The sequence below is a fragment of the Nocardia arseniciresistens genome, assembly GCF_046764875.1.
Lineage (GTDB): Bacteria > Actinomycetota > Actinomycetes > Mycobacteriales > Mycobacteriaceae > Nocardia > Nocardia arseniciresistens.
In genome coordinates this window covers 88,869-103,988 of record NZ_JBKORD010000005.1, presented here as the reverse complement: position 1 = coordinate 103,988, position 15,120 = coordinate 88,869, and the positions used below count along the sequence as shown (strand labels likewise).

The 15,120-nt window shown below is 66.9% G+C and carries 15 protein-coding genes and 1 riboswitch; of the genes, 11 read left to right on the top strand and 4 right to left on the bottom strand.

What is annotated here, in order from left to right; genetic code table 11:
• Nucleotides 1–23: 23 nt before the first annotated feature.
• The 3 genes from mraZ to ACLMAJ_RS10415 all read right to left on the bottom strand — a co-directional run bounded on the left by mraZ (nucleotide 24) and on the right by ACLMAJ_RS10415 (nucleotide 1,949).
• On the bottom strand, nucleotides 24–455 hold the full coding sequence (mraZ, locus tag ACLMAJ_RS10425) for a division/cell wall cluster transcriptional repressor MraZ (protein ID WP_412013376.1): 432 nt from the start codon (nucleotides 453–455) through the stop codon (nucleotides 24–26).
• A gap of 438 nt (nucleotides 456–893) precedes the next feature.
• Nucleotides 894–1,316 (bottom strand): DUF3040 domain-containing protein, encoded by a 423-nt coding sequence (locus tag ACLMAJ_RS10420; protein ID WP_412013375.1) that lies wholly within the window; start codon nucleotides 1,314–1,316, stop codon nucleotides 894–896.
• A gap of 192 nt (nucleotides 1,317–1,508) precedes the next feature.
• On the bottom strand, nucleotides 1,509–1,949 hold the full coding sequence (locus ACLMAJ_RS10415; protein ID WP_412013374.1) for an SAV_6107 family HEPN domain-containing protein: 441 nt from the start codon (nucleotides 1,947–1,949) through the stop codon (nucleotides 1,509–1,511).
• A gap of 159 nt (nucleotides 1,950–2,108) precedes the next feature.
• Here ACLMAJ_RS10415 and ACLMAJ_RS10410 point away from each other — a divergent pair, with 159 nt between their 5' ends.
• From ACLMAJ_RS10410 to ACLMAJ_RS10390, 5 genes are all read left to right on the top strand, one after another.
• Nucleotides 2,109–2,720, top strand: a complete 612-nt coding sequence (locus ACLMAJ_RS10410; protein ID WP_412013373.1) for a GNAT family N-acetyltransferase — start codon at nucleotides 2,109–2,111, stop codon at nucleotides 2,718–2,720.
• Nucleotides 2,721–2,790: 70 nt separating this feature from the next.
• Nucleotides 2,791–4,359 carry a phytoene desaturase family protein gene (locus tag ACLMAJ_RS10405; RefSeq protein ID WP_412013372.1) on the top strand — a complete coding sequence of 523 codons (1,569 nt, stop codon included), beginning with the start codon at nucleotides 2,791–2,793 and terminating at the stop codon, nucleotides 4,357–4,359.
• A gap of 200 nt (nucleotides 4,360–4,559) precedes the next feature.
• Entirely contained in the window at nucleotides 4,560–5,333 is a 774-nt protein-coding gene (locus ACLMAJ_RS10400) for a carotenoid biosynthesis protein (protein WP_412013671.1), read from the top strand.
• A gap of 26 nt (nucleotides 5,334–5,359) precedes the next feature.
• Nucleotides 5,360–6,127, top strand: coding sequence for an LppM family (lipo)protein (locus ACLMAJ_RS10395; protein ID WP_412013371.1), 768 nt, complete (start codon nucleotides 5,360–5,362; stop codon nucleotides 6,125–6,127).
• Between the two features lie 18 nt (nucleotides 6,128–6,145).
• The gene (locus ACLMAJ_RS10390; RefSeq protein WP_412013369.1) at nucleotides 6,146–7,339 is read left to right on the top strand and encodes a glycosyltransferase family 2 protein; all 1,194 of its coding nucleotides are present in this window, start codon (nucleotides 6,146–6,148) and stop codon (nucleotides 7,337–7,339) included.
• Here ACLMAJ_RS10390 and ACLMAJ_RS10385 read toward each other — a convergent pair.
• Nucleotides 7,323–8,039 (bottom strand): hypothetical protein, encoded by a 717-nt coding sequence (locus tag ACLMAJ_RS10385; RefSeq protein WP_412013368.1) that lies wholly within the window; start codon nucleotides 8,037–8,039, stop codon nucleotides 7,323–7,325. The genes ACLMAJ_RS10390 and ACLMAJ_RS10385 overlap by 17 nt on opposite strands.
• 282 nt (nucleotides 8,040–8,321) lie before the next feature.
• Nucleotides 8,322–8,415, top strand: a riboswitch (SAM riboswitch).
• A gap of 183 nt (nucleotides 8,416–8,598) precedes the next feature.
• Here ACLMAJ_RS10385 and ACLMAJ_RS10380 point away from each other — a divergent pair.
• From ACLMAJ_RS10380 to ACLMAJ_RS10355, 6 genes are read left to right on the top strand one after another with little or no spacing between them, the layout of a single operon-like run.
• The gene (locus tag ACLMAJ_RS10380) at nucleotides 8,599–8,742 is read left to right on the top strand and encodes a hypothetical protein (protein ID WP_412013367.1); all 144 of its coding nucleotides are present in this window, start codon (nucleotides 8,599–8,601) and stop codon (nucleotides 8,740–8,742) included.
• Nucleotides 8,739–9,884 carry an LLM class flavin-dependent oxidoreductase gene (locus ACLMAJ_RS10375; protein WP_412013366.1) on the top strand — a complete coding sequence of 382 codons (1,146 nt, stop codon included), beginning with the start codon at nucleotides 8,739–8,741 and terminating at the stop codon, nucleotides 9,882–9,884. The genes ACLMAJ_RS10380 and ACLMAJ_RS10375 overlap by 4 nt, the downstream gene beginning before the upstream one ends.
• Nucleotides 9,881–11,500: an ABC transporter substrate-binding protein gene (locus tag ACLMAJ_RS10370; protein ID WP_412013365.1), complete on the top strand. Its 1,620-nt coding sequence runs from the start codon at nucleotides 9,881–9,883 to the stop codon at nucleotides 11,498–11,500. The genes ACLMAJ_RS10375 and ACLMAJ_RS10370 overlap by 4 nt, the downstream gene beginning before the upstream one ends.
• 2 nt (nucleotides 11,501–11,502) lie before the next feature.
• Nucleotides 11,503–12,495 carry an ABC transporter permease gene (locus ACLMAJ_RS10365; RefSeq protein WP_412013364.1) on the top strand — a complete coding sequence of 331 codons (993 nt, stop codon included), beginning with the start codon at nucleotides 11,503–11,505 and terminating at the stop codon, nucleotides 12,493–12,495.
• Nucleotides 12,488–13,360, top strand: coding sequence for an ABC transporter permease (locus ACLMAJ_RS10360; protein ID WP_412013363.1), 873 nt, complete (start codon nucleotides 12,488–12,490; stop codon nucleotides 13,358–13,360). Before ACLMAJ_RS10365 ends, ACLMAJ_RS10360 begins: the two co-directional genes overlap by 8 nt.
• Entirely contained in the window at nucleotides 13,357–15,087 is a 1,731-nt protein-coding gene (locus ACLMAJ_RS10355) for a dipeptide ABC transporter ATP-binding protein (RefSeq protein ID WP_412013362.1), read from the top strand. Before ACLMAJ_RS10360 ends, ACLMAJ_RS10355 begins: the two co-directional genes overlap by 4 nt.
• Nucleotides 15,088–15,120: the final 33 nt, after the last annotated feature.

Here is a 15,120-nt window from a genome sequence, read left to right as displayed (position 1 = left end):
CCGCGTGGCACTCGTTCGCTCGGTTAGAAGATTCCGCCCAGCGACTCGTCTCTCGCTTCCGCGTAGTCCTCCTCGTGCTCGGCGAGGTAGGAATCCCACGCCTGCTTGTCCCATATCTCGAGGAAGTCGACCGACCCGATCACCACGCATTCCTTGTCCAGGCTCGCATAGCGACGATGATCGGCCGACAACACGATCCGACCCTGGGCATCCGGACGTTGCTCATCGGTTCCGGCTGCCAGCGCACGGACGAACGCGCGAGCCTGCGGGTTGCTCCGAGACGCCGCCGCAGCTCGACGAGCGAGCGCGGTGAACTCATCCTTGGGATAAACGGCCAGGCTGTGGTCTTGACCCTTCGTGACCATCAACCCTCCCGCCAGATCGTCTCGAAACTTTGCAGGCAACGTGAGTCGCCCCTTGTCATCCAACCGAGGTGTGTACGTACCGAGAAACAACCCGATACCTCCCGGATCTACCCCGCTTGCGCGGAGAGCACGATCACCTCGGATGTATGACTTACCTGTGTAGCGCGCTCCACATTACCCCACTTTCCCCCACTTTCAATCGAAACGCGGGGTGATCTGGCTCCCCGCTTCGGCGATTCCGCAGGTCATCCCAGCTATCACCACGGTGGAGAACTTTTCAGGTGTTCGCCGACACGCGCCGCCCGGCTGGACAGCCGCCCGACAACACCCAGCAAACACCCCGGTGTCGCCGGATTCAGCGGATGAATGGGGCACCGCGGGGATCTTCGTGGGGCGATGTGGGGCATCGAACGAAACCTGCTCGAAGATCATCTGACCGTTGGGCGTTTCGCACGCAAGACGGCGACGCCGCACCGAATCGGTGCGGCGTCGCCGTCTGTAATGTTGCGATGTTCGGCTAAGCCCGAGCTACTCCTGCTCGAACCGTCGCCGGAACCGATCCTCCATGCGCTCGGAGAAGCCGCCGGACTTGCGCTGGCGCCCACGTCCGCTCGCACCGCCGCTCGCGTCACCGGATTGGGCTTCGCCCGACCGGTCACCCTTGGCGATACCCTTCGAACTGCCGACCAGCAGCAGCACGCCTGCGGCGAACATGACAATGAATCCGATCAGACTGATGATCGGAAAGTCGCCGAGCTTCACCGGAGCGGCGATGCCAGCGACGAGTAGAAACAGACCAAGGACGAACAAAGCTGCGGCCTGGAGTCTGCGACGACTCGAGGTCGAGCGAAGGCGTCCGCCGCGGACGGACGAGGCGAACTTCGGATCCTCAGCATAGAGAGCGCTCTCGATTTGTTCGAGCATGCGCTGCTCGTGCTCGGAGAGTGGCACGGTACCTCCCCCGGCACTAGGACTTGGCTGTCGCCTCCGGGTAGGCGACAGACAGCCGACCTTGGCGGCTATCTGTCACCAATGATACGAGTTCGATCAATGCCGTACCACCTAATGGGTGCAGCGAGCCGAGTCTGTCGCCAAATTGCGGCGGGCGCAGCGTCGATGAGACGGTCGGCGACTCGCCGATGACTATGCGGTGATGCCGCTGTTCCAGCCCGGCGCCGGACGCAACCGCGCCCCCACGTCGATGAGATCCTCCACGTCGTGCAGGAATGCGCCTACCCGCGAATAGAACTCGTCGGCCTGCTGGTCATCGACATCACGATCGAGGCCGGCCTCCAGCGCGGCGCGCGTCTCCGAGCGCGCGCTGAAGTAGTCCGCCCACATCACGAATTCGGGGGCCGCGCGCTGCAAGAGCACCCAGGCATTACGCGAACGCGCCCGCGGCGCGGCGTCAGCACCAGTGAACGCGAGCACCGCGCCCGCGCCGCGCAACGCCGCGAGATACGCGGTCCGGAATCGCTCACGCGGATCCTCCTCGCCTGCCGCTTGCATCAGTAGGCCGTCGGCCTTCTTCAGCAGCTTTCCCGCCCTACCGGGTTGTCCCACACCTTCGATCCGACCAGACATCAGCCGTCCCTCCACAATCGCGCGCCCGCCCCATCGTGTGCGCGGAGACCGACTTCTCACCCACCGCGCGGATCGAACAGGTATTCGAACGTTTGAATTGAGATTGAATATAGAGACACCCACCGACAACTTCCGCGCCAGCGCGGCCCGACGAGAGCCATGACTGCCGTCAAGCCCAATCACGCCCCCGCACCTGTCATCGTCGACCTCTCGGTTGCGACCCTGCGCTCCCGGCTGCACGATGCGCTGGCCGTGTATGTCGCGGCGATGGAGTATCCGCGCGGCACCGAGCAGCACCGCGCGCCGATGTGGACCGAGCACACCACCCGTCCCGGCTGGCAGGCGGTCGCCGCGGTCGTGCCCGACGATTCCGGGCACTTCGACCTCCGGTCGTCGCCGATCGTCGCGATCGCCTACGGCTATCGTGGCGCCGCACACCAGTGGTGGCATCAGCAGGTACACAGCGGTATGCGACGCACAGGATGGCCGGAACACTCTGCGCGCGAACTACTCTCGGACTATTTCGAGCTCACCGAGCTGCATGTGCACCCGGCGGCCCAGGGCCGCGGCATCGGGGCGATCCTGCTGGCGCGGTTGCTGCGGGACCGTCCCGAAAGCGCGGTGCTGCTGTCCACGCCCGAAGTGGCGCAGGAGGGCAACCGGGCGTGGCGGCTGTATCGGCGGCTCGGGTTCACCGATGTGGTCAGGGACTTCGTGTTCGCGGGCGACACCCGGCCGTTCGCCATCCTCGGCCGACGGCTCCCACTGTGAACATGCATCGGCCGACGGCTCCGGCTGCGAATGTGAGCGGCCGAGGAGGGGATGCGCTGGTGAGGGTCACGTGACAGTTGTCGTGGTCGGGTCGGGCCACAACGCGCTCGTCGCGGCCTGTTACCTGGCGCGCGCCGGACATCGGGTCGAGGTGCTCGAACGTGACGATGTGCTCGGCGGCGCGGTGTCGACCGTCGAACGCTTCCCTGGTCATCTGGTCGACCGCGGATCCTCCGCGCACATCATGGTGCGACACACCGGGATCATCGAGGAGCTCGAACTGGCGCGGTTCGGGCTGCGCTACATCGATTGTGATCCATGGGGGTTCACACCGGGGGGTCCCGATGGCGACCCGCCGATCGTGTTCCATCGCGATCTCGATCGAACCTGCGCCTCGATCGCCGAGGCCTGCGGTGCTCGCGACGCCGCCGCGTACCGGCGATTCGTCAACGCCTGGGGCCCACGCACCACACGGGTAATGCGGGCATTCGGCGGCTCCCCCACACCGGGCAGGTTGCTGCGTTCGTTCTGGGGTCTTGACGCGCGCGCCGGTGGCAGTGCGCTGTCACGGGAGTTTCTACAGTCCGGCGATGCCCTTTTGGACAGCTACTTCGACAATGAGCGGCTCAAAGCGTCGCTGGCGTGGTTCGGCGCGCAGTCGGGTCCGCCCATGTCAGAGCCTGGCACCGCGCCGATGGTGGGTTTCGCCGCACTTATGCACACCCTGCCGCCCGGTCGCGCTGTCGGCGGTAGCGGTGCGCTATCCGCGGCGCTTGTCGCGCGACTGCGTGCCGACGGCGGCACGGTGTCGGCGGGTGATGCGGTCACCGCGCTGGAACGCACGGGCGACGCCTGGCGCGTACACACCGCCTCGGGCCGAAACCTGCACGCGGGCACCGTGATTGCTGGCACCCACGTGCTCACCACATTGGACCTGTTGCGAGACGGCGGATACAACGCGGGCGTGCTCGACGACTGGCAGCGCCGCATCCGCGTCGGGCCCGGCATCGGCATGGTGGTGCGATTGGCGACCCGGTCACTGCCGCGATATCCGGGCAGCTCGATCGACGAGTCCGCGAACGGCCTTCAGTTTCTGGTCTCCGATCGGCGACAGCTGCGTCGAGCGCACGGCGCCGCGCTCGCCGGCGACCTCCCGCCACGCCCCGTTGTGCTCGCCATGAGTTTCAGCGCACTCGACGCGAGCATCGCCCCGCTCGGGGAGCACCAACTCTCGCTGTGGGCCCAGTGGCACCCCTACCAACTGGCCGACGGCACCGACTGGGCCGAGCACGCCGACCACGAAGCCGACCGAATCATCGCAGAAGTCGATTTCTACGCACCGGGTTTTGCCGACTCGGTGCTGCGACGCCACGTACAGACACCGGTCGATCTGGAACGCGAGATGGGCTTGCGCGGCGGCAATGTGATGCACATCGAGATGTCATTGGACCAGATGATGCTGTGGCGACCGCTGCCCGAACTTTCGGGACAACGTGTTCCGAATGCACCCGGCCTGTACTTGACCGGCGCGTCGACTCATCCCGGCGGTGGCGTATCGGGAGCGAGCGGCCGTAGTGCCGCACAACTCGTCCTACGCGACCAACGCCGGAAACGGTTCCCACTACCCAGAAAACGATGACGGACCCCATCCACCCGAAAGCCGGTCGGCCGGAGGCGCTTGCCTCCGGGAGGCCGGACCGAGAACATCCGGATCGACAACGCGCGCGAACATCGGGGCGGCACACCGCGGCGTTCCTGCGACAGCTTGCGGCAACAGCATCCGCTGCGGCGGCCACATTTCGACCAGGGCCACTCGACCTGGTACCCGCGTTGTTCGCGATGGCGTTGGTGCTCGCGCAGATCGCCTATCCACTGACCTCGGGGGACGCCCGTGATGCGGTGACCACCGTGGTCGTGTTGCTCTCCGCCGCTACCGCGCTCGTCCACGCAGGGACTACTCGCGGGCTCGGATATGCCGCCGGATTCTTGGTCATCGTGTCAGGGATCGGCCTCGTCGCCGAGGTCGTCGGTACCGCAACGGGATTCCCGTTCGGCTGCTACGACTACGCGGACGGCAGGCTCGGGCCCGACATCGCCGGGGTGCCGTTGGTTGTGGCGCTCGCGTGGACCGGCGGGCTGTATCCGGTGTGGGTGGTTGCCGGACTGTTGGCACGTGGGGCGATCGGCCGGATCGGGCTGACGGCCGTGGGTGCTGTGGGGTGGGATCTGTACTTGGATCCGCAAATGGTGGCAGATGGGCAGTGGAGTTGGTGCGATACCGATTCGGGGGTGCCGGGGCTGGTGCAGATTCCCGTGACCAATTACCTGGGCTGGTTCGCGGTCGCGGTGCTGATGGCGCTGGCGCTGACGGTGTGGGAGCGGGCCGCGCGCGAGGTGCGGCCGTCCGGCTCGAATACGGCGGTTCCGGTCGCGATTTTCCTGTGGACCTGGCTGGGGTCCGCGCTCGCGCACGCGGTGTTTCTGGATCTGCCCGCCTCGGCCTGTTACGGCGTGGTCGGGCTCGGGCTCCTCGGGCTTCCGCTGGTAGCGCGGCTGCGCCGGTCCCGAGGGGAACACAACGAGAACGGTTCCGCCCGTCGCGTGGCAATCTGAACCGATGGCCTGGCACGATGTGACCCGTGCAGCCGAGTCCTCTCACCACATCACCCGCCGCTCCGGTTCTAACGTCGCCGCGCCGGCCCCGCCTCGGGGTCAGAGTCGCGGCGGCTGTCCTGCTGGCGGCATTGCTGGTGCCGGTGCTCGCCGGCTGCCTGCGCGTACAGGTATCGATGGGTGTGTCGTCCAATGACAGGGTGTCCGGCCGGATTGTCGCGGCCGTCGTCCCCGCCGACCCCAACGACAAAGGCCCGCAGCTGAAGTCGCCCGATTCGCTGGCGACGAAGGTGCGGGTCGAGCCTTACAGCCAGGACGGGTATGTGGGCAGCAAGGTGTTCTTCGATGATCTGTCCTTTGGCGAGATTTCCCAGCTCGGCGCGCTTTCCGAACAGACGCAGGGCATGTTCAACCTCCAGTTCCAGCGCACCGGCGACCTGGTCAGCCTCAATGGCAGGGTCGATCTGAAATCCGTTCCGCCGCACGGCTCCGACGTGCAGTTCACCGTGGCGTTCCCGGCTCGCGTCGCCAAGACCAACGGCAACCGCGACGACGATTCCACTGTGTCGTGGAAGCTGCCGCCCGGCGATGTGTCCACCCTGCGCGCCGAGGTCAGCTACGCCGATCCGAACACCCGCTCCTTCGCGGGCTGGGCGGGAATTGTCGGCGGCATCACCCTCGCCGTCGCCGCCATCATCGCCGCAATGGCCTTTATGAATCGCAACCCCGCTCCGCCCGGCGCACCGGAAGGCTTCTCGTTCAGCAGCCTGTGGCAGCAACGGCAGCGCCGCTGAACTCGTGACGCCGAACTCGTGAACCGCCGGGCCGGCGCGAATCCGGCTTCGGTCGGCTTGCTACTGACCCGCGCAGGAACTGGCATCGCACTGCTCGGCAGTGCCATTGCCCTGCACAACCGCGCGCGGGTGCATCGCCTGTCCGATACCGCGGCGCCCGCCATCGGGCCGATCACGATCTGCATTCCCGCTCGCAACGAGGCGCGGCGGCTGCCCGCGTTGATCGCCGATCTGCGCGCACAGATCGGAGTCCCACTTTTGCGGGTGCTGATCCTCGATGACGTCTCCAGCGATGGCACTCATGCCGCGGCCGTCGGTGCGGTAGCAGGCGACAAGCGATTCACGGTGCTGCGCAACGACATCGAGCCCAGCCCAGGCTGGACCGGCAAGGCCGCGGCGTGCGCGCGACTGTCCGAGCTCGTCGATGCACCGATGCTGATCTTTCTCGATGCCGACATCCGCCTCGCACCGAATGCGGTCGCCGCGGCGGCAGCCGAATTCCACCGTCGCGATGTCGCGCTGCTCTCGCCGTGGCCTGGACAGCGAGCCGGATCGGCTGCGGAGGCATTGGTCCAACCGCTGCTGTGCTGGTCATGGGCGTCCACACTGCCGATCTCGGTGGCCAACCGCAGCACCCGACCTTCGACGGCGGTGGCATGCGGGCAGTTCATGGTCTTCGATACCGCCGCCTACCGCGCTATCGGCGGCCACCGCGCGGTGGCGGCCAGCCCGACCGAGGACCTGGATATCGCTCGCCTATTGCGCCGCAACGGTTTCCGCACTGCCCTGGTCGCCGCCGGCCCGCTGGCGAGCACCCGCATGTACGGTGGGGCCGCCGAACTCGAAGCGGGATATACGCGTTGGCTGTGGTCCGCCTATGGCGGATCCGCGGCCGCTGGCGCGGCGGTCGGCACCGTTGCGGCACTGGGGTTTTGGGTTCCACCGCTGGCTGCCGTCACCGGCAGCGGCCGGGTCCGCCGCGCCGGCCTGCTCGGCTATTGCGCCGCCGTGGCAGGACGTCTACTGTCTCGTTCCACCGAATCCGGCGGACCCATAACAGCCGTAGATACCCTTGCGGCACTTGCTCATCCACTGTCCATCGGCGCCTACCTGTGGCTGTGGGCACGATCCCGCCGCGCTCGTCGACGCGGCGAGCTTCGCTGGAAGGATCGCGCACTCACCCCTCGAGCAGTGGCTATCGGACCGAGGTGAGGCCGATGGTCGGGAGGAAGAAGCAGGAGCGGCCCGCGTTTTCGACCGTGCCGAAGACCGCGGCCAGTACAGTTCCCGAGCCCGTGTCCACCGGGACCGCGCGGACGCCGCCGACCGGGAGGGCGGCGAAGAAGAAGTCCTGGATCGCGCGTTCGGCGAGGGGGCGGATTTCCTGGGGAACCTCGGCGGGGACCATGGCGCGGACGATGTCGGAAAGCGGGCCCATCGAGGTGAGGCCGCTGCGGCCATTGCTCAGGTTCATCCAGGCGACGCGCATGCCGGACACGGTCGAGGTGTCGGGAGCGATGCCGTAGGGGACGAAGGTGAACATGGTCTGGCCCGCCTTGACGGCGGTGAGGTCGAGGCCGGGGATGTTCACGGCGGTCTTGGGCCACGGGCCGGGGACGGCGCCCGCGACGGCGGGGACAAGGCCGAGGGTGGCGTCGTCGGAACAGAACGCTGCGGCGGTCGGGTACAGGAACGGGTCCATGCCGAAGCCGCGCAATGCGTCGATCGCCGCCTGGTAGGCGCCGAGTAGATCATTGGGAGCGGCCGTTCGAGCCACACCCGGGCGATCGGCAGCGGCCGGGGTCGCGGGAGCGGCTGGAGCCCCCGAGGCGGTGGCCGGGGCAGCGAGGGCTAGCGCGGCCGCAGTGGTCGCGATCGCGGTCAACGTGGTCAAACGGCGCACAACGGTCACAACGAGCCTCTCTCATCGTCGGAAAGATCGAGGTCAGGCTACTCCGGCAAACCCGCTCAACAGGGCTTCTTTCGGCTGGCAAATTTCCGGCGCGTCGCGTGGCCCAGGATCAGTCCGCGAGGTGGGAGATGGCACTTCTCGTGGCGACGGGCTAAATGATCGCGGGATCGGGTCACCCGGACAAGGGCTGCACTCAGGATGATTCCTAACCTTGTTCTGGAGTGCCCTTACTTCGCATGCTGATTCGGCTAGACCTTCGACGGCCCGTGCTCGCCACAGGCCGCACCATCCAGAGCGACCGAGAGACCTGGCTCGTGGACGTCGCAGCAACCCCCCGCTCGCCGGGTGCGGGTGCTTCCGCCGGGAACGATGGAGGAACCGAAATGATCACCGAACAATGCGACAACCGTTGGGCCCGTCACCATATCGACCAATGCCGCGTCACCTCCGCGAGTTGTCGCGCCTGACAGCGCCGCCAGATAGTGCACCCGTCGCTGGCCGGGTGATGTGACCGCCTGATGAGGGACCGGTCTCGTACGTTTCTTCGAAGGACCTCGATATGAGTGCGTCCATCGCATCCGGCGCTGCCGACGTCGGCGGTGTACCAGGCTCCCCTGACGAGTTGGGCACTACGGCCGCCACCGGCGAATCCGCCGACCTCGTCGGTGCGCTCGGCACTATCGGAGCGGGAGCCCGCGCATGAAGTTCCTACTGTTCACCCTGGTTACCCGGGTGCCTGATCCGATAACCGGGCGGCTGCCCGGAACAAGAGAACGCCTGCGCAATGTCATCGAACAGGCCGGGATCGCCGAAGAGCTCGGCTACGACGGGTTCGCCGTCGGTGAGCGGCACGAGGATCCGTTCCTCTCGGCCGCACCGCCGGTGATCCTCAGCCACATTGCCGCGGTCACCTCACGTATCTCGTTGTTCACCGCGGTCACCACGCTGAGCCTGCTCGATCCGGTGCGCGCCTTCGAGGACTACTCGACGCTGGACAACCTTTCCGGCGGCAGGCTGGAGCTGATCATCGGCAAGGGCAACGGCAGCGCGCAGGCGGAGCTGTTCCACGTCACCACCGACGATCAGTGGGATCGCAATCGCGAAGGCTACGAACTGTTTCGGGAGCTGTGGGCCAGCGATAGCGTGACGTGGTCGGGCCGGTTCCGGCCCGAGCTGCGCGCGGCGAAGGCGCTGCCGCGACCGTGGCAGCCGCGCATTCGGGTCTGGCACGGCAGCGCGACAAGTCGAGACTCGGTGGAACTGGCCGCGCGCCACGGCGATCCGCTGTTCTCGGCGAATGTCACCAATCCCATCGAGCCGTATGCCGATCTGGTGCGTCACTACCGGGAACGGTGGGAGTTCCACGGGCACAAACCCGCCGACGCACTGGTCGGCGCTGGAACCGCCGGATTCCACGTAGCCAGGACTTCACAGGAGGCCGCGGATGTATTCCGGCCGATCTTCCAGGCGCGCCTCGCACTGGCTCGCGAGCTCGGTCTGCCGGTGGTATTCGAGACCCTCGAGGACTTCCTCACGCGCAGTTCCGCGCTGGTCGGCAGCCCCGAGCAGGTAATCGACAAAGTCGGCCGCCAGCACGAGCTCTTCGGCCACGAGGTGACCCACCTGGCCGCGGATCGCGACGGGCGCAGCGAGATTCAGCACCGCGACAGCCTCGAGTTGTTCCAGGCCGAGGTGGCGCCCGAACTGCGCCGCCGCTTCCACAGCAGGCCACTGGCCACGAATACGGCCACCGACAACGACATTCCCGTCCGACCGCCCACCGAGTACGACCTGGATTCCCATGGCGAGCTTGTCCGCACCGAAACATCTGGAGTAGCACCGTGATCCGTTCCCGCTATCGAATCGCGGCCGTGGCCGCCGCCATCACCGCGGCAGCGAGTCTTGCCGCCTGCGGCAGTGATTCGGCACGGACCGGCGTCGACGCGGGTCCGCCCAAGCCGGGCGGCACGCTGCGCTACGGCCTTTCGGTGGCGCCGACCTGCTCCGATCCCGCACAGTCGAGCACCAATCAGTCGCTGTACCTCAGCCGTCAGATTGTGGATTCGCTGACCGATCAGGATCCCGAGACCGGTGAACTGAAGCCGTGGCTGGCGCAGAGCTGGGAAGTCAGCCCCGACGCGAAGGTCTTCACCTTCCATCTCGTAGACGGCGTCACCTTCAGCGACGGCACGCCGCTGACAGCGGAATCGGTGCGGAAGACCTTCGATTCGGTCATCACGCTCGGCGCGGCGAAGACGCCGCTCGGCGCCAGCTACCTCACCAACTATGCCGCGACCATCCCCGTCGACAAGCTGACCGCACGGGTGGAGTTCAGCAAGCCGAACGCCCAATTCCTACAGGCAACCTCGACCGCGCAGCTCGGCATCCTCGCCGAGGCCACCACCGCCAAACCCGCCGAGCAGCGCTGCACCGGCGACAATGTCGGCAGCGGACCGTTCACCTACGCGAACTACCGTCAGGACGCCTCGGCGACGCTGGTCAAACGCGCGGGATACCACTGGGGCTCGGCGGTGTTCGCCCACCGCGGCGAGGCCTACCTCGACAAGATCGAATTCACCGTCGTCCCCGAATCCGGTGTCCGCACCGGCAGTCTCGGCTCCGGCCAGCTCGACGCCATCAGCGACGCCCTGCCGCAGGACGCGCCGCAGATCGAGGCGACCGGCGGGCGGATTCTGAGCACCGCGAACCCTGGCGTGCCCTTCGGCCTCCAGCCCAACGTGACCCGAGGACCTTTGCGCGATGCCGCGGTCCGCCAGGCACTGCTGCCCGCGATCGACCGTAAACAGCTCATCGATACCGTGCTCGGCCCGCAATTCAAGACCGCGACGAGCTCGCTGGCCAGCAGCACACCGGGCTATCAGGATCTCTCGTCCACACTGACCTACGACCAAGCCCGGGCTCGCGGCATCCTCGACCGAGCGGGCTGGACGCCCGGCGGCGACGGTATTCGCGTCAAAAATGGTGAGCGGCTGGCCTTCTCGGTCCTGTTCAGCCAGGTATTCGCGGGCAATCAGGCGATCCTCGAACTGGTGCAGCAGCAGCTTCGGCAGATCGGCGTCGAGCTGAAACTGGATCTGGTAGCGGGCGCGGAGTACACGGCCAGGCAGAACTCCAAGGACTACGACAGCCTCTACTACAACTCCACCCGCGCCGACGGCGACATCCTGCGCACCGCGTTCAGTGTGGACGGACGCAATCTGAATGCCCGCGAACGTATCCCGGCGCTGGATGACGCATTGGACGGCCAGCTGAGTACCGGCGATACCGCCGCGCGTACCGCGCTCATCCAGACCGCTCAGAAGTCGGTGCTCGATTCGGGTCTGTGGATTCCGACCGTCGAACTGTCCCAGGCCATCGGCGCAGGTAGCACCGTGCAGGATCTGAAGTTCGAGGCATCGGCGCGGCTACAGTTCTTCGACACCTGGTTGAGCGGGCGGTAGCGATGGCCCGGTATGTGACGCTGCGCGCACTCCAGGCGGTGGGGGTGCTGTGGGCGGCCTTCACCATCTCGTTCGTCGTGCTCTACCTGCTGCCCGCCGATCCGGTGTCCATCGCCGCCGATTCCGGCGGCTCCGGCACGGCGATCGACAAGGCCGCGATCGCGGAGCTACAGGCCAGATATGGGCTGGACCGTCCACTCTGGGAGCAGTATTGGACCGCATTGACGAAGGCTGTACAAGGCGATCTCGGCCATTCCATCTCGACAGGACAGCCGGTCACCCATGCCATCGGTGACGCGCTGCCTGCCACGCTCGGATTGGCCTCGCTGGCACTGCTTTTCGCGACCGTCGGCGGTGTTTCGCTGGCTTTCGCCGCATCCTATTCGCGTCGTCGCTGGTTGCGTAATGCGCTGCGCTCGCTGCCGTCGCTCGGTGTGTCGGTGCCGACGTTCTGGACCGGACTGCTGCTGCTGCAACTGTTCTCGTTCCAGTTCCGGCTGGTCCCCGCGTTCGGTGGTCACGGCATCACGGGCACCATCCTGCCCGCCCTCACCCTTGCCATCCCGATCGGCGCGGTGATCGCTCAGGTACTCGCTGCGGGATTGGAATCGACGTGGCGGCAGCCGTTCGTCGACGTGGCGCTGGCCAAGGGCGGTTCGCGGTGGTGGGTGCAGCGCAAGCACGTGCTGCGCTCGGCGGCGTTGCCAACCTTCACCATCGCAGGGGTGCTTGTCGGGAACATGCTGGCCGGGTCGGTGGTGGTGGAGACCGTATTCGCCAGAACCGGGGTCGGGCGTCTGACCCAGACTTCCGTACTCGCTCAGGATATTCCGGTCGTGCAGGGCATCGTGCTGTTGACCTCGACGGTTTTCGTGACGGTCAACCTCGCGGTGGATCTGTTGTATCCGCTGCTGGATCCGCGGATCGCGGGCCGCACCCAGCGTGCGGGCACCGCGGCCGCCGACAACATCGAGGAGGTGAACGTCCGTGGTTGACGTGCTCGACGAGCGGCGCAGCGTGGCTGCGCCGTGGCTGCGGCGGCCGGTGCTGCGCGGGAAGACGTTGCGCGGCAATACCGCGTTGGTCGTCGCCGTCGTGGTCGTGCTGATCGCGCTGGGATGGGCACTGTTCCCGTCCGTTTTCGCCAGCGGCGATCCGCTCACCGGTGTGCCCGCCCAGAAGTTTCAGGGGCCGAGCGCTGCGCACTGGTTCGGTACCGACAACCTCGGCCGTGACCTGTACACCCGGATGGTGCACGGTGCGGGGCTTTCGCTGACTGCCACGCTCTCCGCGGTAGCCATCGCGTTGGTCGCGGGGTCGCTGCTCGGATTGTTGTCCGGTTCGATCGGTGGCGTGGTGGATACGCTCATCATGCGATTCGTCGATGTGCTGTTATCCATCCCGGCACTGCTGCTTTCGCTGGCACTGGTCACCGCGCTCGGCTTCGGTACCCGCAATGTGGCTATCGCCGTGGGTGTTTCGCTGGTCGCCAACTTCGCACGCGTGATGCGCTCGGAGGTACTACGGGTACACCGATCACCCTTCGTCGAAGCCGCGCATGCCTCCGGCGTCCGCTGGTACAGCGTGCTCACCCGGCACGTGCTCCCTAACGCCTACCAGCCGGTGCTCGCCTTGGCCGCGGTCGAGTTCGGCATGGCCGTGCTCGCGGTCTCGGCGCTGAGTTTCCTCGGCTATGGCGCGAAACCCCCTACCCCCGAGTGGGGCTCGCTGATCTCCGAGGGACGCAACTATCTTGCCACCGCCTGGTGGATGACCACGCTGCCCGGCCTGGTGATCATCGCGGTCGTTCTCGCCGCGCAGCGCCTCGGCCGCGCCGCAAACAGGAGTGAGCACGCATGAGCGACAACGATTTCCGTGGCGACGTCAACCGATCCGATGGAATCGACGCGCTACCACCGTGCTCCTTCGCCGAGGGCACGCCACGAGCCTCCCAGGTCGAGTTATCGCGGCCCGACACCGCATTGCTGCGTATCGATGGTCTCCATGTGCGCTACCGGTCCGACTCCGACCCCGTGACGGCGCTGGCGGGCGCCTCGCTCACCGTGGCGCGTGGTGAGGTAGTCGCACTGGTCGGCGAATCCGGTTCGGGGAAGTCGACGCTCGCTCAGGCGGTGATCGGGTTACTGGGGGCGAATGCCGAAATCATCAGCGGGACGATCAGTTTCGATGGGGAGGTTATCGACACCAAGTCGGAGCGGGCGCTGCGCGGAATTCGTGGGGCTCGGATCGGGTACGTGCCGCAGGATCCCGGTCTGTCGCTGAATCCCGTGCAGCGGGTTGGTGATCAGGTCGCCGAGGCACTGATCGTGCACGGTCGGGCCGATCGGCACGGTGCCAGGCTGCGGGCGGTGGAGTTGCTCGCCGAGGCTGGGCTGGATCGGCCGGAGCTGCGGGCGTCGCAGTATCCGCACGAGCTGTCCGGTGGGCAGCGGCAGCGGGTGCTGATCGCGGCGGCACTGATCTGCGGGCCGGAGCTGGTGATCGCCGACGAGCCGACCAGTGCGCTCGATGCAACCGTGGCGCGGCGAGTGCTCGACGGGCTCGCCGAGCAGATCGCCGCCCGTGGCACCGCTGTGCTGCTGATTACCCATGATCTCGCGGTGGCCGCCGAGCGCGCCGATCGTCTGGTGGTGTTGAACGGCGGTGAGGTTGTCGAAACGGGCACTACCGCACAGGTGCTCGCCCAACCTCGGCACCCGTATACGAAGCGGCTGCTCGCGGCGTCCCCGAGCTTGGCGCCGTTCGGCGGGTTCCGTCCTCGGCGCGCAAGCGAGGGCACACCACTGCTGTCTGTTCGCCAGGTGCACAAGCGCTTCCGTGCGCGCGCCGGTGGATCGGTAACCGCGGTCGCCGGTGTCGGTTTCGACCTCGGACGCGGCGAAACGCTGTCGCTTGTCGGCGAATCCGGCTCCGGCAAGTCCACCACCGCGCGGATCGCGCTGCGACTCACCGAACCCGACAGCGGTGCGGTCACCTTCGACGGGCACGAGCTGACCAAGGTCCGAGGGCCCGAGTTACGGGCGCTGCGCCAACGGTTCCAGGTGGTGTACCAGAACCCGTACGCCTCCCTGGATCCACGCTGGCGCGTCGAGTCGATCATCGAGGAACCGTTGCGCGCCTATGGAGTCGGCGACCGCAAGGCGCGGCGAGCCCGAGTACGGGAACTGCTCGGACAGGTCGCCTTGCCCGAGCGGTTCACGCAGCGCCGTCCCGCCGAACTGTCCGGCGGGCAGCGCCAACGGGTCGCGATCGCACGTGCACTCGCGCTGCACCCCGACCTGCTCGTGCTCGACGAACCGGTCTCCGCGCTGGACGCCTCGGTACAGGCCCAGATCCTTGACCTGCTCGACCGCCTACAGACCGAACTGCGACTGAGCTATCTGTTCATCTCCCATGACCTGGCCGTCGTGCGCCGCATCAGCGACCGAGTCGCGGTGATGCGCGAGGGCCGCATCGTCGAAACCGGTTACACCACCGATATTTTCGACAGCCCCCAGCACGAGTACACCCGGGAACTGCTCTCGGCCATTCCCGCCCGTTCCTCCGTCACGAAAGGGCGGCCTTGATGCAGCACCGCACTCGCCGATACCGCGTCGAAT

Coding starts and splice junctions, on each gene's coding strand:
- ACLMAJ_RS10415 (WP_412013374.1), bottom strand. CDS start 1,949: ATGTCTGGTCGGATCGAAGGTGTGGGACAACCCGGTAGGGCGGGAAAG.
- ACLMAJ_RS10410 (WP_412013373.1), top strand. CDS start 2,109: ATGACTGCCGTCAAGCCCAATCACGCCCCCGCACCTGTCATCGTCGAC.
- ACLMAJ_RS10400 (WP_412013671.1), top strand. CDS start 4,560: ATGGCGTTGGTGCTCGCGCAGATCGCCTATCCACTGACCTCGGGGGAC.
- ACLMAJ_RS10380 (WP_412013367.1), top strand. CDS start 8,599: ATGAGTGCGTCCATCGCATCCGGCGCTGCCGACGTCGGCGGTGTACCA.
- ACLMAJ_RS10375 (WP_412013366.1), top strand. CDS start 8,739: ATGAAGTTCCTACTGTTCACCCTGGTTACCCGGGTGCCTGATCCGATA.
- ACLMAJ_RS10365 (WP_412013364.1), top strand. CDS start 11,503: ATGGCCCGGTATGTGACGCTGCGCGCACTCCAGGCGGTGGGGGTGCTG.
- ACLMAJ_RS10355 (WP_412013362.1), top strand. CDS start 13,357: ATGAGCGACAACGATTTCCGTGGCGACGTCAACCGATCCGATGGAATC.